The following is an 18,857-nucleotide window of genomic DNA, read 5'->3' as shown; positions in this document are numbered from 1 at the left end:
CGACGACGGCGCCCCGTCCATCCGAGGTGGCCGGTGAGTGTTGCTCTCGCGTTGTGTCCGTCACACCTGATGTACTCGGGACAAGCCCTACCCGCTTCCCGGAAGGACACCATGACCATCGACACCGCCGTCCTCGGCCTTTCCGACACCCACACCACTGCCATGCACGAGCTGTACCGGCATCTCCACGCCCACCCCGAGCTGTCGATGCAGGAGACGCACACGGCCGCGTTCATCCTCGAGAAGCTGAACCACCTCGGGCTCGAGGCGTTCATGTGCGGCGGGACCGGCGTCGTCGGGGTGCTGCGCAACGGCGACGGACCCGTGGTCGGCTACCGTGCCGACACCGACGGCCTGCCCATCGCCGAGGACACCGGCCTGGACTACGCGAGCACGACGACGGGCCACCTCGCCGACGGCACCGAGGTCCCCGTGATGCACGGCTGCGGCCACGACACCCATGTGACCGTGGGCCTCACTGTTGCACAGCTGCTCACGGAGCACCGCGACGCCTGGTCCGGCACGGTGGTCTTCGTCTTCCAGCCCGGTGAGGAGACCGGCGAGGGCGCCGAAGCCATGGTGGAGGACGGTCTGTGGGACAAGGCGCCCCTGCCGTCGATCATCTACGGGCAGCACGTGTGGCCGGGCCTCGCCGGAACCGTGAACATCAGCAAGGGCACGGCCATGGCCATGGCCGACTCCTGGAAGGTCACCGTCCACGGCCAGCAGGCGCACGGCTCGCAGCCTGACCAGTCGATCGACCCGATCGTGCTCGGCGCGCACATGGTGGTCCGGATCCAGACGATCGTGGCCCGCGAGGTGCACCCGATGAAGTCGGCGGTCGTCACCATCGGCACGTTCCACGGGGGCCTGAAGGAGAACATCATCCCGGCGTCGGCCGAGTTCACCGTCAACGTGCGCACGTTCGACGTCGATGTGCGGGAGCGCGTGCTCGGCTCGCTGCGGCGCATCATCAGCGCCGAGGCTGCCGCGTCGGGGGCGCCGGAGCCCGTGATCGAGGAGATCACCAGCTTCCCGCAGTGCTACAACGACCCCTCCTCCACAGAGGACCTCATGGCCGCGCTGGGCGGGGTGCTCGGCGAGGACGCCGTCATCGAGTCTCCGCCCGTGATGGGCAGCGAGGACTTCGGGCTCCTCGCCGAGGCGATCGGCGTGCCGAGCGTCTACTGGTTCTTCGGCGGGCACCCGCAGGGACTGCTCGACGGCGACGATCCCGTTCCGGGCAACCACTCGCCGTTCTTCGCACCGGCCATCGAACCGACCCTGACCACCGGTGTGCGGGCCGCCATGACGGCGCTGCTCTCGAAGATGGGGACGACGTCATGAGCGATGCGCTGCACGAGTTGTCCGCCGGCGACCTGACGGCGGCCATCCGCCGTCGTGACGTGTCCGCGCGGGAGGCGCTCGAGGCGCACTTCGACCGGATCGACGCCGTGAACGGCCGCATCAACGCGGTGATCACCGAGGACCGGGAGGGCGCCGTCGTGCTCGCCGCCGCGGCCGACGAGCTGGCGGCGTCGGGCGCCGACCTGCCGCCGCTGCACGGTCTGCCGATGACGCACAAGGACACTCACAACACGCGGGGTCTGCGCACGACGCAGGGCTCCACGATCTTCAGGGACTTCGTGCCGACGTTCGACGACCTCATCATCGGGCGACTGAAGAGCGCCGGCGTGGTCACGACGGGCAAAACGAACGTGCCGGAGTTCGCCGCCGGATCGCACACCTTCAACGAGGTGTTCGGGACCACCGTCAACCCGTACGACACGAGCCGCAGCGCCGGCGGCAGCAGCGGGGGAGTGGCGGCGGCGATCGCGGCCCGGATCCAGCCGCTGGGCGACGGCAGCGACATGGGCGGCTCGCTGCGCGTCCCGGCGTCGTTCTGCAACGTGGTCGGTTACCGGCCGTCGATCGGCGTCGTTCCGTCCGTGCCCACGCGCAACGCCTGGGCATGGCTGAGCCGCGGCGGGCTGATGGCGCGCGACGTCGAGGACATCGCGTTGGGCATGACGGCGATCGCGGGCCCCGATCCCGCGGTCCCGTACGCCTACCCCGTGCAGGGCTCGTTCGGCGTCGGGCTGCACCGGGACCTGACCGGTCTGCGGATCGGCTGGTCGCCGGACTTCGGTCTCGGCGTGCCCGTGGACGCCGAGGTGCTGCGGGTCCTCGAGCGAGAGCTGCGGATCTTCGAGCAGCTGGGTGCGATCGTCGAGGAGGCGGCGCCGGACCTGCGCGACGCCGACCAGGTGTTCGGGACCACGCGGGCCTTCGACTTCGTGCTCGGCCTGGGCGATCTCGTCGCGAAGCACGGGGACGCCATCAAGCCCGAGATCCGCTGGAACGTGGAACAGGGGCAGCGGCTGACGGCTCAGGACCTGGTCGATGCCGCGCTCGCCCGGACCCGCCTCGACACCAGCGTGCGCCGCTACTTCGGGCGGTACGACGTGTTCGTGAGTCCTGCTGCGCAGGTCCTCCCGTTCGACGCCGCCGAGCGGTATCCGACCTCGCTCAACGGCGTAGCGTTCGAGACATACCTCGACTGGATGCGTGCGGCGTGCCTGATCTCCGCGACCGGTCTGCCCGCGGTGTCGGTGCCGGCAGGGTTCAGCGCGGACGGACTGCCGGTGGGGCTGCAGATCGTGATGCCGCACGGCAGCGATATCGAACTGCTGCAGGTGGCGTACGCATTCGAGCAGGCGACGTTCTGGGCGAAGCGGGCGCCGGACCTGTAGGCGCCCAACGGCCCCTTCCCCGGGGCCTTCTGGTTTCCGTCGTCCTGCACGCGAGATTGACGGTGTCCGGGAAGTTCTCGAATAATTGAAGTACCGAAGAAACCCAGTTCACCAAACCCTCGACGCCTCTGCGTCGGGGGTCTTTCTCTTGCAATCCGAAGGGGTTGGAAGAATGAATCAGCAGGGACCTGCCTCCATCGCTGGCACCTTCGCTCTCGAGCTTCGCGTGCAGGGTGAGGACGAGCACGGACTCCCGATGCTCGACATCACCCTTTATCCCGCGGTCGCGTCGCAGGAAGCCAACGTGCCTCTTGGCCCTGGCTATGCGGCTGACGTGCGGTATGTGATGGGTGCCGCCACTGTTCCTTTGGAGGAGGCAGGGCTGACCATCCAGGGGTTGGCGAGCATGCCGCTCTTCGAAGGCTGGATGATCATCCGTCATCGCGGTGCAGGCCTCCGTGCGGAGGAGGTGGCCACTGTCTTCGGTGCTCGCGCGACGATTGTCCTCCTGTCCGCACTGTCCGACGCGCTCTTGTCCGAAAGCATCAATGAGGACGCCAAGCGGAACCTGTTCCGGGCCGGGGAGAACCTCTTGACCGACGACTGGGACGAGGTGTGCGAGCTATTGCAGAGGCTGCAGATCCAAGTGGCAGCGCAGGATGAACGCGAAGAAGTGTCTCTAGCCTTCTTCGAACTCATCCAGGCCACATTTGATGACCGGGAAATGGCCTAGGAATTCACCCCCGAGCCACTGTCACGGCCTGAAGTCTTCGTGGACGACTACGCGCGACAACTCGATGAGCCCATCGGCGCACCTCCAGTAATGCAACCGTCGAGCGGCTTCAGCTCCCTGCTCGACGGACAGTCGCCAGCAGGACTCTGCGCCACCGGCGCGCATGACTGTGGGCGAGTCGCCGGCAGACGAAACGCGGAGAGGATGAGGGTCTCTGGCTTGGAGCGGGCCGTCGAACGCGGACAGCAGGTCGACGACGGCCTTCAGGGCTTTTCGTCTTTTGTCGCTGGCGAGCAGGGCAAGAGACGGCACGAATTCCTGCCCTAACCGGTACCGGCCAAGAGGGTGGGTAGCCTTTTCTGTCGCAGGAATCCGCTCGACCCACGCCAGGTAGAGGTCGTGTTCAAGTTGAGCAGCAGCAGTCAGGAATGCGGGAGACGCGGAGGTTTTGCCGCTGTCGGACCGGGATGATCGGAGCTTCCTCCGAAGCCCGCTGAGCTTGTCATTCAAATCCTTGATTTGCCCCTGCAATTGCTGGTTGTACCGTTCCGCGCGGATCAATTCGTCTTCCAGGCCGGCAAGGAGTTGGCTGTCCGCGTCCGCCTGCGTACGAATAGTAGGACTGTTGAGCGGATCCCGCCGGAGCTGTAGGCGTTCCTCGCGCAATATTCCGATCTCGGCTCTGGCGGCTTCCAGTGCGATCTGCGTGTCGCGAAGAGCGGTTCCACGGTCACTGCCCACGCTCGTGGGAACGCCTGCGCCGGCACCTGCAGTATCAGTTTCCTGGGTGCGTGCCTCCGAAGCGGACGGCAGATTGCGGCCGTATTCAAGCCAGGGCGTCCCTCCGGCGACGAGAACAGGCGGGGGCACCACCCTCTCATCGTCGTCCACGTCCAGCATGGTGAGCCGGAGCCGCCCTGCATCACGATCGATACGTACTATGAGGACCTCACCGAGCGTCAGTAGGTCCTCGAGCGTGTCCATGTCGTTGGTCGAGACATCTGCGACTGTCAGCGGAAAGGCTGCGCCGGGGAAGAGCATGATGTCTGCACGGGACGCGCTCATCGATGTCACGAGCCCGAGCGCGAGGGAGCCGTCCGGATAGTGCGCAGCAACGCCGGATGCGCCGAGCAGAGCGCATCTCAACTCGTTCGTTGCAGGATCAAACACTCCGCTGACGCGCTGTCCTGGGGATAAGAGCCAGGACGTCGGAACCTCCGGCACGAGTGACTCCTGGCGTATCAATGCCCGTCCGCCGTCATCGAGTGCGATGACTGCACGTGATCCCTCCGCTAGAAAGGCGCCCACGAGTCCACTGCGCACCGCGGTGGTTACCATGCCACCGGTTTGCTCCTTGTGTTTGCCCCATCGCGTGAGGGACAGACATTCCTCCACGTCCCGTAGGACCAGTTCGATGGAGGTCCGGATGTCCGCAGGCGTCCTGAGAAGGTGCAACGGACTCTGGTAGGGGTCGTCCAGCCACCCAAGGTGTGCCGGGTATACACGAAGGGCATCGCTGAAAACCTGCGTCCTGGGCGGCAGTAGATCAGCAAGCGCCATGGTGAAAGGACCGTTCGGCACAATCCAGAGTGTTACGTCTTCACCAAGCATGGAGGCCAGGTCCTCCACATCTACACCTTCGTCGCCTGTGAACTGCTGCGTCGAAAGGACCACCACCGGGTCTTGTCGATCCGGGTCGAGCAGGACCTCAGCCAGTTCTCGCGCGTCCGCCACGTCCACTGATCGACGGATTCTTGGTAGGTCCTTGACCATGAGAGAAGGTGAGGTAATTGCTCGTGCTCCACTGCTGACGCGATGTCGTCTTCGTGCAGGCATTCCGCCTCTTCCTTCCTTCGTGAGTTGGAGCATGGGACCCGCCATATTCCGGCGCGGTCGGTGTAGGAGGGCGCGCGCTAAGCCCCTATCCTGACGATCGATGGGTCGACCTCGTCGATCGATGCTGCGACGCCGGCGGTTGCTGCCTGCGCGAGACACCACTTCCGGAGGCTGCCGGGCGCGAGGCTGGCGAGGGTCGGGCCACCCTTCAGCCGCTGCCCGACCAGGCCACCGAACATTCCGATGTGGACACCGCTGCGCCGCAGCCGGCCGTCCTGCAGGGCGGCGAGGAACGCGGCGCGGACATGCTGGGCGTTCGCCTTGGTCAGCGGGACGTGCTTGATGACGTGCTGCTGCAGATGCCCGGGTTTCGAGCCGAGAGACGGTGGCGCCGGGGACGACGGCGACGCCGGGGATGACGACGCTGGGGAAAGCGGCATCGACGGCACTGCGTTGGTGACTGGGGGAGTCGGAGGAACGGCCCTCGCCACCACGGGGTCTCGAACCGCCTGAGGCTCGGGAGTTTCGAGCAGCGAGGCGAGTTCGACATGCAGCGCCGCCAACTCACGATGGATGGCCGCCATGCGGACACCAGGATCAGGCCGGACGGGCGGAGGAGGGTCCAGCTTCCGGCGCACTGCCGAGCCGATGGAGCAGCGGAAGAGGTCGGTCAACGTCTCCGCCAGTTCGAGTCGGGCCTTGCCGCCCGATACGAGCAGGGGAGCGGTGACCGCCCTGCGCTCGACCATGAGTGCCACCTCCTCGAGGGAGCCGTGGACCGCGCCGTAGCGCAACCGCTCCCGCCGGGTCGCCTCGTCGATCTGCGGCGAGTAGACGCTGGGATACAGGTTGAGGGATTGCTGGTCGACGGACGGGAAGTGCTTCCTGCTGACGTCCTGCCGCAGCACCCGCCGGACGGCGTGGAGCTGCCTGCCCACCTGCTCCACCGGATTCGGGATCGCCGCCCCGTTCACCAGGGTCCAGGGCTTTCCCTCGTCCATCACCTGCAGCACCGCGGCCGGATACCGCTTCCACTCGCTGAGGATGAAGGTGCCATTGAGGGAGTTGTAGAACAGCCAGTCCACCTCGGCGACCGGCAGCCCCGGAGCGTCGACCCGGCAGTTGCTGAACGCCCAGACATGGTGGCCGAGCAGCTGATGCAGGCGGGTGACGTCACGCGGATCCGGCGTGTGGGCGGCGGTGTTCGTCGAAGGAAAGTGCAGCACGGAAGGACCTCCAGGTCAGGGGTCAGAACGGCAGGACGCCCACGGCCGACGCGAAGACCGTCGCGGGCACTGCGAGCAGCCAGCCGATCCGTCGTCGTCGTGCCTGTTCCACCAACCGGTGCAGCCCGTCGAAGGATCGGGCGACCTCCACGGGATCGCGGAGCTCCGACGGCGCGCGCCGCCAGGTCGAGGGCTGCGCGGCGGCCGCCGCCAGCAGGGCGACCTGCTGTGGCGTGTGGACGACGGGTCGTCGCGTGAGCCAGCGCAGCAGCTGGCCCTCGGTGAGCACCGTGACGGACCTGTGCTTCTCCTTCACGGTGACCTGCTGCGCGCCGACGACGACGATCGCTGCCTCCGCGGTGACCGCCTGGCGGACCGCCGCCGAGAGCAGCTTCCCGGCCCGGGCCGCCTCGTGGTCCGAGTTCCTGATGTAGGGGTGCCGTGTCCCGGCGACCATGAAGGTGCCCTTCGCCGTCCAGATCCTCTGACCCGGATGCCGCTTCGTGTTGAGGGTGAAGACGCCCGTGGGGCCGATCACCACGTGGTCGATGTCGGCCGATCTCTCGCCGACCGGTACGGCGTGCAGGACCGTCCACTCCGGCCCCAGCGCGGCGAGGGTGCGTCCCACCGCGCGCTCGCCGAGCGCGCCCCAGTACCAGGGGCGGCTCGCGGCGTCGAGCAGACGGACGCCGAACGCTCGGGCGACGGGGCCCCGCGGGTCGCGGTGACCGCGGACCTCGAGCAGTTCCTCCATCACGGACTGTCCCGGGGCACGCCGCCGCAGCAGCCCCAGGCCCTCCGGCTCGGTGTAGCGGACATCGCTCTCCAGCGGCTCGGCAGCACTCATCGCGTCGTCCTCGTGCTCATCTGGTCCCTGTCCGCCTACCGCTTCGCTCACGCCTCGGTGATCCGGCGGGCTGAGCCCCGCCCGATCATCCTCAACCTATCGGCCGCGCCCCGACGCCGGGTCCCGCCCACGCGCCGGATCGCTGCAGGATTCCGTCAGCGTTTCCGCAGGCCGCAGCGGAGCGCTCGCCGGCGAAGGGGCCGAGGGCGGCTAGGCTGTCCGGGGCCCCCGAACGGGCGGCGACAGCTACAGGGAGTAACAGTGCACGGTCTCAATTTCACCGCGATCGACTTCGAGACCGCGAACAGCAAGCGTGGCTCGGTCTGCGCCGTGGGCCTGGCGAGGGTGATGGACGGCGTCGTCGTCGAGTCGGCGTCCTGGCTGATCAGGCCGCCGCGCTCCGTCGGCGAGTTCTCCCCGATCAACGTCGCGGTCCACGGCATCCGTCCCGCCGACGTCCGCACGGCACCGGGATGGACGGAGAGCCTGCGGCGCATCATGGATTTCACGGGGGAGGACCCCTTCGTGGCCCACAACGCGCCCTTCGACCGCTCCGTACTGCGCAGTGCGTGCGCGGAGTCGGGAGTGGCCGTACCGGAGAATCCGTTCCACTGCTCGGTCGCGCTCGCCCGCCGCCTCCTCGGCCTCGAGGTGAACAAGCTCCCGCACGTCGCGAAGGCCCTCGGCCTCGGCGCCTTCCGGCATCACGACGCCGGGAGCGACGCCGAGATGTGCGCGGCCGCCGTCGTCGCCATCGCGCGCCGGTACGCGCTGCACTCCCTGGACGCGCTGTGGCCGGCCGCGGGAGCGACGTCGGTCGGCAGGACGCGGGTCAGCGGGCGCCGGCTCTGACGCGACTCAGGCCCCGGAGACGCCCGCCGTCACGGAGTCCCGCCGCGCGGCACGCATCCGCCACCGCGCCACGGCGGCCGGCAGCCACCGGCACAGCGCCCAGTAGCCCACCCCGACGGGAAGGCACCCGACCACCGCGACGACCGGCCCGAAGGGCATCAGCACGGGGTAGACCAGCCAGTGCGTCAGGTAGATGTACAGCGACGCGGCGGCGAGCCAGCCCGTCACCCGGCGGAGGACCGAGGGCACGGGCAGCGCCGGCACCCACGTGATGAGCAGCAGTCCCACCACGATGGTCACCTCGCGCAGCGGGTCGTCGAAGGAGCCCGGCACGGTCAGCGCGGCGAGGACGGACACCAGCAGGCGACGGCGCGTGTCGTCCGCGCGTGCGACCGCCCACCCGAGCATGAAGAGCCAGAACACGGGCAGGGGCTTCGGCAGGCCGGGATCCACGATGTCGTACCGGCTGAGCAGCGTGACTGCGAGGAGCCCCAGGGCGAACGCGAACGGCAGGCGGCGTTCGAGGCGGTCCAGCCAGGGGACGGCGAGCAGGGCCGTGACGGCGACGAGCACGTAGACGAGCATCTCGACGAACCAGAAGTGCCACTCGCTGGTGACCTCCTGCGGCCCCACCATCCCGTTGAGCAGGAAGATGTTGGCCAGGCTGTAGTCGTCTGTGAGGACGTAGGCCACCGCGATGAACGCGACGGACGGGACGACGATCCTCGCGAGGCTCCTGGCGTGGCGCCGCAGCCGTGCGGATCGCGTCCCGGTGAGCTGGAACCGCGCGAAGTTGAAGCCGGCGATGACGAAGAGCAGGTGCGCGGTGTGGAACGTGAACAGCTCCACGTGGGCCGCGACGATGCAGACGGTGGCGACGGCCCGCAGCACGATCGACGGCTCCAGGAAAGACACGAGGCGACGGCGGCGCCGGGGTGTGCTGCGACCGGCCAGCTCGCCGACGGGCAGGAGGTGCCAGTCGGCGGGCAGCGGACCGAGCGCCGCCTCCAGCCGGACCGACAGGGCCACGTAGGAGAGCGAATCGCCGTCGAGCGTGACGAACGTGTCCGTGTCGCGCACGTCCGGGCGGTCGAGGCATTCCGCGAAGATACGCGGGACGTCGGCGAGGCCTTCCCGGCCGGGACGCTCGACCGGGGCGGGCGCGGCCGGCGCAGGGGCCGCGAGGCGGAGGACGGCGGGGTAGTCGATCTTGCCGGTGCCGAGCCGGGGCAGGCGCTCCACCAGGTGCAGCCCGACGGCGGTCCGGGGCAGCCCGAGCTCGACGGCGAGGACCTTCGCGAGCATGCTGCCGTCGTGCTCGCCCTCGACCGCGATCACCAGGCCGTCGTCGTCGGACCCGGCGACGGCGGCGACCGCACCCAGGTCGGCGAGGATCCGCTCCACTTGTCCGAGGTCCACGCGCAGGCCGGCGATCTTCACGAAGCGGCTGCGGCGGCCCACCACCTCGTAGAGGCCGTTCGGGTGCCGCCGGGCGAGGTCGCCGGTCCGCAGTTCGTGTACCTCGCGGCCGAGCGCGAGATCCTCCGGCTCCTCGGCATAGCCGAGCATGACGTTCGGGCCGGAGTACACCAGCTCCCCGTGCGGCAGGCCGTCCACGGGGTCGATGCGGAAGGAGCCGCCGGGAATGGGTACGCCGATGGTCCCCGGGTGCTCCGCCGCGAGATCCGGCGGGAGGTAGGCCATCCGTGCGGTGGCCTCCGTGGCCCCGTACATGACGAACAGGTCCCACCCCCGGCGCTGGCCGGTCTCCGCCCACGCCCGCACCTTCTCCGGGGCGAGCCGCCCGCCGGCCTGGGTGATGTAGCGCAGGCTCGGCAGGTCCATGTCCGCGAAGCCCACGCGGTCCAGCAGGTCGAAGCTGTAGGGGACGGCGGCGAACGAGGTGGCGCCGCGCTCGCGGACGACGTCCCAGAAGCAGGGGTCGACGACGGACAGGTCCGTGAGCACCAGCCCGGCCCCGCGGGCCAGATGGCTGTTGATCACGGACAGGCCGTAGCAGTAGGAGAACGGGAGGGTGGTGGCGGCGCGGTCGTCCGGGCCGATGCCCAGGTACCCGGCGATGGACCGGGCGTTCTCCTCGAGGTTCGTCCGGGACAGCCGGACCAGTTTCGGGGAGCCCGTGGAGCCCGAGGTGCTGACCAGGAGCGCGAGGTCCGGGTGGAGCGCGTGCCGGGTGCCGGGCCTGCGCTCGGTGATCTCGAGGGACCCGCCCCCGGTCCGGAGCACCACGTCGGGATCGTAGGCCGCCACGAGGGACTCCATGGCGGCGGGCTTGTCCGCCGGGACGAGCAGCAGCGGGTGGCCTGCCGTGACCGCCGCGAGGTAGGCCACGAGGGTGTCGGTGTCGTTGCGGGCCGCCAGCAGGACGAGCCGCCGCTCCGTGCCGAGCCGCACCACGACGTCGTCGACCCGCGCCGCGAGCCCGCGGTACGAGAGCACGCCGTCGGCGGTGAGGATCGCGGGCCGGTCGCCGTGGCGGGCGAGGTCGGTGAACGTGGCCTGGGACAGGTCCGGGTCGACGCTCACGGGACCGCGGGGGGTCGCGGGGCGTTGCGGGGCGGCGTGGTGACGGCGCGGTCGCCCACGAGGAGCGTGGGGGAGGTGCCGGGGGCCACGGTCACGATGACCGGCGTGCCGACGGGGTGGCGGACGTCGTGGGGCTGCCAGGACCGCAGGGTCCGCCCCGAGGCGAGCGTCACGTGGTGCAGCACGAACGCGCCGTGGTACTCCACGGCCGAGACGCGGGCGGTGGCGTCCGGGTCCGGGCGCAGGGCCACCTCGTGGGGCCGGAGGACGACGTCGACGTCCACATCGCTGTCCGCCCACCCCGGAACGGTCGACACGACGCCGATCTCGCAGGTCAGCAGGGCGCGGTGCACGTGGGCGGGCAGGAAATCGGCGTCGCCCATGAAGGAGGCGACGAAGCGCGTGGCGGGTTGCTCGAAGACCTTCTCGGGCACATCGGCCTGTTCGATCACGCCGTTGTGCATGACGACCACGCGGGTCCCCACGGACAGCGCCTCCGTCTGGTCGTGCGTGACGAGCACCCCGGTGGTGCCGGTCTCCCGCAGCGCCGCCACGGTGTCGCGGCGCACCTGGCCGCGCAGCGACTCGTCGAGGCTGGAGAACGGCTCGTCCAGGAGGACGACGGCGGGACGCGGCGCCAGCGCCCGGGCGAGGGCCACGCGCTGCTGCTCGCCGCCGGAGAGCTCGTGCGGGTACCGCTCCGCGAGATGGGGCAGCTGGACGAGGTCCAGGAGGTCGCCGACGCGCTTCCGGCGCTCGCTGCGCGGCAGGCGGTCCAGCCCGAACTCCACGTTCCGGGCGACGGTCAGGTGCGGGAAGAGTGCGTGGTCCTGGAACACGAGCCCTACGCGGCGGTTCTCCGGGTTCACGAACCGGGTCCTGTCCGCGATGACGTCGCCGGCCACGGTGATCCGCCCGGCGTCGGGCCGTTCCAGGCCTGCCACGAGCCGCAGCGTCGTGGACTTGCCGCACCCCGAGGGGCCGATCAGCGTCACGAGTTCACCCGCGGGGATGGAGAGGTCCAGGGACTCCACGCCGCGGGCGGAGCCGTAGCGCTTGGTCACCCCCTCGAGGGTGAGGGCGGGAGGGGCCCCGGCCGTGCCGGGATCGGCCGGTGGCGCGCTCTGCATCTGTGCCGTCACTGTCCTTCCTTTCCGGAAGCGGTCCCGTGCAGTTCGCGCCCGCGGGTCTGGCGGACGAGCACGAACACGGGGATGATGGCCGCTGCCACGATGACGAGGGCCGGGAGGGAGGCCTTCTCCCAGAAGTTCTCACGGGCGAGCTCGTAGACCCAGACGGACGCCGTGGTGAAGCCGAAGGGCCGCAGGAGCAGCACGATGGGCAGTTCCTTGATGGCGTCGATCACCACGAGCATGAGGGCGACGGCCACGCCGGGGCGCGCGAGGGGCAGATGCACCCGGCGGAGGATGCGGCGCGGGCCGGCCCCGAGGCTCAGCGCGGAGGACGTGACGGTGGGGCTGATCTTCTCGAGGCTCGCGCTGACGGACTGGTAGGCAGGGGCGAGGAACCGGATCACGTAGGCGTAGAGGATGCCGACCACCGAGCCGGTGACGATCAGCCCGGTGCCCCCGGGCACGCCGGCGCGCTCCAGTGCGGTGTCGAGGGCGGCGAAGGACAGCAGGACACCGATCCCGATGACGGCGCCGGGCACCGCGTACCCGAACGTGGTCAGCTGCGCCGCGAAGGAGATGATCCGGCCTCCGCCCATCCGGATCGCGTGGCCGACGCCCAGGGAGATCGCGACGCACGCGAGGGCTGTGACCGCTGCCACCAGGAGGCTGTTGGCCAGGTACTCGGCGAAGCGCGGGTCGGCGAGGAAGGTCGCGTCGGTGATGATCTGCCCGAACGCCCAGATCAGCAGCTGCGCCACGGGGATGAGGAACCCGGCGGAGAGGGCCGCCATGCAGACCGCCGTCGCGGCCCAGGCGCGTGCGCCCCGCAGCCGTTCCGGCTGGAAGCCCTGCCGGCGTCCGCCCTGCTGGTGGTAGCGCGCGCGGCCCCGCAGTGCCCGCTCGGCGGCCAGCACGGCCACGGCGAACAGGAGGACCAGGACGGCGAGCTGCGTCGCGGCGTGGAAGTCGAACGTTCCCTTCCAGACGAGGTAGACACCCACCGAGACGGTCTGCACATTGAAGTACTGCACCGTGGCGAAGTCGGTGAGCGTCTCCATCATCACCAGGGCCAGTCCCGCGGCCAGGGAGGGCCGGGCGAGCGGCAGCACCACGCGCCGGAGGGCCTGCCCGCGGGTGGATCCCAGGGTGCGGGCGGCGTCGTACGTCCCGGAGGACTGCTCGATCAGCGCCGAGCGCGCCATCAGGTAGACGTACGGGTAGAGGGACAGCGTCATCACGAGGATCGCGGCGGGCAGCGAGCGGACCTCGGGCACCCACACGTCGGTGCCGAAGACGGTCCGAAGGAGGGACTGCACGGGCCCGGCGACGTCGAACACGGAGAGGAAGATGAACCCGAGGACGTAGGCCGGCACGGCCAGCGGCAGGACGAGCAGCCATACCAGCAGGTTCCGCAGCGGGAAGCGGTAGGCGGTCACGAGCCAGGCCAGGCCGCCGCCCACCACCAGTGCGCCCGCGCCGACGCCCAGCATCAGGGCGATGGTGGTGAGGATCATGGGGACGAGGTCCCGCGGCGGGGCGGTGCTGCCGAGGCTGCCGAGGCCGTCGATGACGACCGCCAGGACGGGCGTGGCGACGACGACGGCGACCGTGACGACGAGCGTCGACCAGGCCGGCCGGCCGACGCCGTACGTCCGGTAACGACGGCGGGGCGGCCGCGGCTCGGCGAGCGCCGCCGTGTCCGTCACTTGTATCCGGCCTCGGCGAGCAGGTCGACGGCGTCGGCGTTGAGCGTCCCGTAGGCCTCGGCGTTGAGCGGCATGCGCGTGAACTCGCCGAAGGCGGCGATGACCGGCTCGGGCTCGACGGTCGGGTTGACGGGGAACTCGTGGTTGGCGTCGACGAAGGCGTTCTGCCCGTCGGTGGCGAGCCACTCGATGAGCTGCTGCGCGTCCTCCGCATTGTCCGAGCCCTCGACCACGCCCGCGCCGGAGATGTTCACATGCGTGCCGGCGCCCTGCTGGCTCGCCCAGAACAGGTCCACGTCGAGGTCGGGGTTCTCCTCGAGGGTCCGGGCCAGGTAGTAGTGGTTGTTGATGCCGACGTCGCAGGTGCCGGCGTCGATCGCCTCGAGCAGCAGGATGTCGTTGCTCAGGATGTCCACGTTGTTGGCCACCCAGCCCTCGACGATCTCGAGGGCCTGCTCCCGTCCGTGGAGGTCGATCAGGCTGGCCACGAGGGACTGCGTGTAGGCGGAGGTGGCGTCCCGCATGCACAGGCGGTCCTTCCACTTCGGGTCGGCGAGGCCCGCGTAGGTCTCGGTCGCGTCGAACTCGGCGGGATCCACGGCGGTGGGGTTGTAGGTGACGGTGCGGGCGCGCAGGGCGAGCCCGTACCAGCGGCCCTCGGCGTCGCGCAGGTCCTCGGGGACGGCCTCGTCGAGCACGGGGGAGTCGATCGCGGCGAGTTCGCCCTGGCGTGCGCCGTTCCAGAGGTTGCCGGCGTCGACCGTCATGAAGACGTCCGCGGGGGTGTCGTCTCCCTCGGCCTTGAGGCGCTCGAGGAGTTCGGCGTCGTCACCGGTGATGAACTCGACGGTGATGCCGGTCTCCTCGGTGAACTGCCCGAACGCACCCTCGAGGTCGTAGTGTCGCGCCGAGTAGATCTGGAGGTCCGCCGAGTCGCCGCCGATGGCGCTGCAGCCCGTGAGGATCGACGTCAGGGCGGTCAGGCCGACGAGGGTTTTCGTCAGGGGGCGCGGGTGCATCAGGGTCTCATCTCAGGCGGGGGAAGTCGTCGGGAGAGCACAGCCCTCTATAAGCAAGGGTAGCCTAAACTAAGTCGGCGCGGCCATTCGGTGGACCGGTCGTCAGCTCAGGATGTCCTTCGTGCTGAACCGCCCGTAGGCGAGGCTCCCGAACACGGCGATGTAGCCGAGCTGCAGCAGGGCGTTGTCGAGGAAGCTGTTCCACACGATCGGCTGCCGCAGGAAGTCGGCGAAGCCCAGCCAGTAGTTGGTGAACAGCCAGGGGTGCAGCCATTCGAGCTGGGGGAGCGCTCCGAGGATCTGCGCGACGGCGGCCAGGGCGGCGGTCGCGGCCATCGCGCCGACGGGGATGGTGGTCAGGGTGGAGATGAACAGCCCGATGGCGCTGAGCCCCATGAGCGACACCGTGACGTACAGCGCGAGCAGCAGCAGCCGGCCGAAGTAGCCGGCAATGCCCACGGTGTCCCCCGACAGGAGCGTCACCGGGCCCACGGGGAACAGCAGCGCCCCGATGATCGCGCCGGTGACCACGACCGTCAGGGTCGCGACGAGGCAGAACAGCGCCGCCCCCGCGTACTTCACGAGCAGCAGCCGGATGCGCCCGGCCGGGGCGACGAGCAGGTAGCGGAGCGTGCCGAGGTTGGCCTCGCCGGCGATCGTGTCTCCCGCGACGACGCCGATGGTCAGCGGCAGGAACAGCGGGATGGCCACGGTCAGCGCCGTGAGCGAGACGAACAGGCCGTTCTGGGTGATGCTGTCGAGGAACGCGGGGCCGCGTCCGCTGGCCGAGCCGTCCGAGGAGACCCGGACGACGACGGCGATGAGGATGGGGATCAGCGCCAGTGCGCCGATCATCGCCCAGGTGCGCAGCCGCCGGAACAGGACGGTGATCTCGGACAGGACGAGCGAGAGGCCCAGGGATCGGTCAGCCGGCAACGTCGAACCCCTCTCCGGTGAGTGCGACGAAGCGGTCCTCGAGCGAGGCGCCGCTGGCCTCGAAGCCGCGGACCCGCACGTCGGCGCGGACCAGGGCGGCGTTGACCGCCTCGGGCAGGAGCCCGGGGACGGCCAGTTCGGCGGCGACGACGTCGTCCCGCCCGTGGGGTTCGGGGCGGAGGCCGAGGCCGGTGAGGACCCGGCGGGCATCGGTGACATCGGGGGTGGTGACGCGGACCCGGACGGTGCCGCCGTCCCTCAGCTCGTCCAGGGAGCCCTGGGCCACGAGCCTGCCCGCGCTCATGACGGCGATCATGGTGCACATCTGCTCCACCTCGGCGAGGAGGTGGCTGGAGACGAAGATGGTGGTGCCGTCCTCGGACAGGGAGCGGATGAGGCTGCGGACCTCGCGGGTGCCCTGCGGGTCGAGGCCGTTGGTGGGTTCGTCGAGGATCAGCAGGTCCCGGGGGGCGAGGAGCGCGTTGGCGATGCCGAGGCGCTGCTTCATCCCGAGCGAGTAGGCGTGTGCCCGCTTCTTCGCCGCGTGGCTCAGCCCCACGCGCTCGAGGGCGGCGTCCACGCGGCGGTTCCGGGTGGCGGGGGAGGTGTGGCGGTCGGCGGCGTCGAAGCGCTGCAGGTTCGCCCGCCCGGAGAGGAACGGGTAGATGGCGGGACCCTCGACGAGGGCACCGACGCGCGGCAGGACCGTGCGCGCGTCCTTCGGCATGGCGCCGTCGAGCAGCCGCACCTCGCCGCTCGACGCCGCGGCGAGGCCGAGGAGCACGCGGATGGTGGTGGTCTTCCCGGACCCGTTGGGGCCGAGGAAGCCGAACACCGTGCCGCGGGGGACGGCGAGGTCCACACTGTTCACGGCCTTCTGGCGGCCGAACGCCTTGGTCAGTCCGCGCGTCTCGATCGCGAGCCCGCCGCCACTCACCCGCGGACCTGCACCGGCTGTGCGGGGTCCGCGGGGTTCCTGCCGGTCACCGCTGGGCTGCGGCGACGAGCTGGTCCACGCCGACGGCGCCCGCGAGGATGCGGCCGTCGTCGGTGACGAGTACCGAGACCAGTGAGGTCTGCAGGGCGCTGCCGCCGTCGACCTCGGTGAGAGCCTGGTCCAGCATCGCCTGGGCTCCCGCGACCTCCTGCGGGTCCATGCCGGGCTTGATGTCCATGATGTCGCCCATCCCGGCGGCCTCGCCGCCGCCCGGGGTGACCCCGAGCTTCGTGGCGGTCCCGGCGGGCAGTTCCACGATGGTGCTCCAGCCCTCGCCGAGGACCACGGGCTCGTCCGTTGCGACGGGTGCGTCCTTCGCTTCCATGCGGGCCCTGGCGTCATCCACCGGGGCCTCGGTGACGGTGGCGTCGGCGGGCGGCGTGAACGCGAAGATGTCGGCGTCGGGGGTGCTGAAGTCGACGGCGCTGAACCCTGCCTGGAACGCGGCGTCCTCCTGGCCCTCGGCCTGGACGGTGACGCTGAGCGGGACGCCCGTCTCGGAGTCCACGGCGATGGCGATGGAACCGATGAGGGTCGCGGTGTCCTCGGGGGTCAGCAGCAGCTCGTACGCGCTGCGGCCGGCCACGCGACTGGTGCCGTCGACGGTCACCTCGGTGGTCGGGTCGATCGTGGAGAGGAACACCTCGGCGAGCTCCGCCGGGGTGCGGGGGACGTTCTGCAGTTCGGGGTATTCGGCGGCCTTCTCCTGCAGCTTCGCCTCGACCTCCGCCTTCGCGGACTCACGGTCGGGCAGGACGGCGTGCGTGGCCTCGTTGGTGCTCGAGTCGTAGAACCAGACGTCGTCCTGGTTGACGACGACGTCGCGCTGGGCCAGCTGGTCGAGCACCTGGACACGCGCCCGGTCCGGTCCGTCGACGTAGACCTGGGCGGTGTGGTCGGCGGTCAGGAGTTCGAGCGCGGTGGAGGTGGGGTCGGAACCGGAGGTGGCCCCCGGAGGGGTCGCCATGCTGATGTCGGGGAGGCCGAGATCCGAGGACTGCTCGACGGTACCGGAGTATGCGTCATCGGTGCTCGTGGCCACGAACTCGAGCAGTTCCTGGGCGGTCTTCGCGGGGAGCTGCGGTTGGGCCTCGGCGACCGCGGAACCACTCACGGCTGCGGTGACGATGACGACCGGGACGATGCCGGCGGGGAGCCAGCGCCAGTTCTTGTTCATGATTGAGCCTTCCGAACGAATCTGTGCCCCATCTGGTACCTACGCTACACCCGCAAGCTGGACGTTCTGCGGGCACGGGTACTGGGTGAACGAGCGGACGGGCCGACACGTGCCGGGCACGAAAAAGGGGCGGCCGCAGCCGCCCCTTCGTCCGTGCCCGGGAGGAATCAGCGGGTGACGCGACGGCGACCCGAGAGGCTCTCGGCGACGCCGATGAGGAGCACGGCGGCGATGACCGAGACGATGAAACCGAACACGTTCAGTTCCATGATCTGGCCGGTCCCGACGAAGCTCGCGATGGTGCCGCCGATGAGGGAACCGACGATCCCCAGCAGGAGCGTGGCCACCAGGCCGAGGTTCTGCTTGCCCGGCTTGATGAGTCGAGCGAGTGCGCCGATGATGAGACCGGCGATGATGAATCCGAACACGATGAATCTCCTTCTGAGGACCCGCGCTGCGCGGGAAGTATGTGGTCCTGCCGATCGGGACCGTCTGCCGGCCATGCGCCGGGCGGTATGGCAAGCCCGGGATGCGCAGCCGTGGTCCTTGCCGCCGGCATCGATCGCTGTCCATCATAGAGGAATGCCAAGCTTACTGAATAATTCGAATGCATCGACCTAGGCACCGGAGGAGGTCGAACGGCTCCAGTTCCGTCGGACGGACCAGGCCCCAGGGCGCCCATCGGGTCCTCGGCCTGGTGGTGGGCTGGCTGCTGGTGCTGGTCGGCCTCGCCGCCCTCGTCCTTCCGGGCCCGGGCCTGCTCGCGCTCGTCGCGGGCCTCGCCGTCCTGGCCCAGCAGTACGAGTGGGCGCGGCGATGGCTCCGGCCGGTGAAGGAGAAGGCCTTCGCCGGTGCGGCGCAGGGGGTGAAGACCACCCCCAACATCGTCTTCAGCTTCTCGGGCGCCCTGGTGCTCGTGCTGCTCGGGGTCCTGTGGGGCGTTCAGCCCCCGGCCCCGGGGTGGTGGCCCGTGAGCGCCACGTGGTGGATCCCGGGCGGCTGGAGCGTGGGTCCGGGCCTCGCCCTGTCGGGCGTGCTCGCGGCCGTCTTCATCGTGTACAGCATCCGCCGTTTCCGGCCCGGGCACCGATAGCG

At 69.9% G+C, this 18,857-nt stretch carries 16 protein-coding genes; 5 read left to right on the top strand and 11 right to left on the bottom strand.

Annotation, left to right across the window (positions count from 1 at the left end; all coding sequences use genetic code 11):
- Window positions 1-111: 111 nt before the first annotated feature.
- The 3 genes from RY94_RS08980 (at window position 112) to RY94_RS08970 (ending at window position 3,486) form a co-directional block, all read left to right on the top strand.
- The gene (locus RY94_RS08980; RefSeq protein WP_043444255.1) at window positions 112-1,347 is read left to right on the top strand and encodes an amidohydrolase; all 1,236 of its coding nucleotides are present in this window, start codon (window positions 112-114) and stop codon (window positions 1,345-1,347) included.
- Window positions 1,344-2,753 (top strand): amidase, encoded by a 1,410-nt coding sequence (locus tag RY94_RS08975; RefSeq protein WP_043444253.1) that lies wholly within the window; start codon window positions 1,344-1,346, stop codon window positions 2,751-2,753. The genes RY94_RS08980 and RY94_RS08975 overlap by 4 nt, the downstream gene beginning before the upstream one ends.
- Before the next feature lie 172 nt (window positions 2,754-2,925).
- Window positions 2,926-3,486, top strand: coding sequence for a hypothetical protein (locus tag RY94_RS08970; RefSeq protein WP_043444251.1), 561 nt, complete (start codon window positions 2,926-2,928; stop codon window positions 3,484-3,486).
- A 21-nt stretch (window positions 3,487-3,507) separates the two neighbouring features.
- On the opposite strand, the gene RY94_RS08965 is transcribed toward RY94_RS08970, so the two are convergent.
- The 3 genes from RY94_RS08965 to RY94_RS08955 form a co-directional block, all read right to left on the bottom strand.
- Entirely contained in the window at window positions 3,508-5,226 is a 1,719-nt protein-coding gene (locus RY94_RS08965; RefSeq protein ID WP_043444249.1) for a hypothetical protein, read from the bottom strand.
- A 173-nt stretch (window positions 5,227-5,399) separates the two neighbouring features.
- Window positions 5,400-6,548 carry a nuclease-related domain-containing protein gene (locus RY94_RS08960; protein ID WP_052274177.1) on the bottom strand — a complete coding sequence of 383 codons (1,149 nt, stop codon included), beginning with the start codon at window positions 6,546-6,548 and terminating at the stop codon, window positions 5,400-5,402.
- 22 nt (window positions 6,549-6,570) lie between these two features.
- Window positions 6,571-7,395, bottom strand: coding sequence for a nuclease-related domain-containing protein (locus RY94_RS08955; protein WP_156135095.1), 825 nt, complete (start codon window positions 7,393-7,395; stop codon window positions 6,571-6,573).
- Between the two features lie 261 nt (window positions 7,396-7,656).
- Here RY94_RS08955 and RY94_RS18140 point away from each other — a divergent pair, with 261 nt between their 5' ends.
- On the top strand, window positions 7,657-8,247 hold the full coding sequence (locus RY94_RS18140; protein WP_052274176.1) for a 3'-5' exonuclease: 591 nt from the start codon (window positions 7,657-7,659) through the stop codon (window positions 8,245-8,247).
- 6 nt (window positions 8,248-8,253) lie between these two features.
- Here RY94_RS18140 and RY94_RS08945 read toward each other — a convergent pair whose 3' ends face one another.
- The 8 genes from RY94_RS08945 to RY94_RS08910 form a co-directional block, all read right to left on the bottom strand.
- Entirely contained in the window at window positions 8,254-10,794 is a 2,541-nt protein-coding gene (locus RY94_RS08945; RefSeq protein WP_043444247.1) for an AMP-binding protein, read from the bottom strand.
- On the bottom strand, window positions 10,791-11,936 hold the full coding sequence (locus RY94_RS08940) for an ABC transporter ATP-binding protein (RefSeq protein ID WP_231554476.1): 1,146 nt from the start codon (window positions 11,934-11,936) through the stop codon (window positions 10,791-10,793). Before RY94_RS08940 ends, RY94_RS08945 begins: the two co-directional genes overlap by 4 nt.
- Window positions 11,933-13,633: an ABC transporter permease gene (locus RY94_RS08935; RefSeq protein ID WP_052274175.1), complete on the bottom strand. Its 1,701-nt coding sequence runs from the start codon at window positions 13,631-13,633 to the stop codon at window positions 11,933-11,935. Before RY94_RS08935 ends, RY94_RS08940 begins: the two co-directional genes overlap by 4 nt.
- The gene (locus tag RY94_RS08930) at window positions 13,630-14,652 is read right to left on the bottom strand and encodes an extracellular solute-binding protein (RefSeq protein WP_043444245.1); all 1,023 of its coding nucleotides are present in this window, start codon (window positions 14,650-14,652) and stop codon (window positions 13,630-13,632) included. The genes RY94_RS08935 and RY94_RS08930 overlap by 4 nt, the downstream gene beginning before the upstream one ends.
- 102 nt (window positions 14,653-14,754) lie before the next feature.
- Complete coding sequence (locus RY94_RS08925) at window positions 14,755-15,588, bottom strand: ABC transporter permease (protein ID WP_043444243.1); 834 nt, start codon at window positions 15,586-15,588, stop codon at window positions 14,755-14,757.
- Window positions 15,578-16,525 (bottom strand): ABC transporter ATP-binding protein, encoded by a 948-nt coding sequence (locus tag RY94_RS08920; protein WP_043444241.1) that lies wholly within the window; start codon window positions 16,523-16,525, stop codon window positions 15,578-15,580. The genes RY94_RS08925 and RY94_RS08920 overlap by 11 nt, the downstream gene beginning before the upstream one ends.
- Before the next feature lie 46 nt (window positions 16,526-16,571).
- Window positions 16,572-17,762: a LolA family protein gene (locus RY94_RS17790; RefSeq protein WP_043444239.1), complete on the bottom strand. Its 1,191-nt coding sequence runs from the start codon at window positions 17,760-17,762 to the stop codon at window positions 16,572-16,574.
- A gap of 167 nt (window positions 17,763-17,929) precedes the next feature.
- Window positions 17,930-18,190, bottom strand: coding sequence for a GlsB/YeaQ/YmgE family stress response membrane protein (locus tag RY94_RS08910; RefSeq protein ID WP_043444237.1), 261 nt, complete (start codon window positions 18,188-18,190; stop codon window positions 17,930-17,932).
- Window positions 18,191-18,369: 179 nt separating this feature from the next.
- On the opposite strand from RY94_RS08910, the gene RY94_RS08905 reads away from it, so the two are divergent.
- Window positions 18,370-18,855 (top strand): PGPGW domain-containing protein, encoded by a 486-nt coding sequence (locus RY94_RS08905; protein WP_082046197.1) that lies wholly within the window; start codon window positions 18,370-18,372, stop codon window positions 18,853-18,855.
- Window positions 18,856-18,857 lie beyond the last annotated feature (2 nt).

It is taken from the genome of Arthrobacter sp. L77, from assembly GCF_000816565.1.
Lineage (GTDB): Bacteria > Actinomycetota > Actinomycetes > Actinomycetales > Micrococcaceae > Arthrobacter_D > Arthrobacter_D antioxidans.
This window is presented reverse-complemented; position numbering and strand designations above follow the sequence as displayed.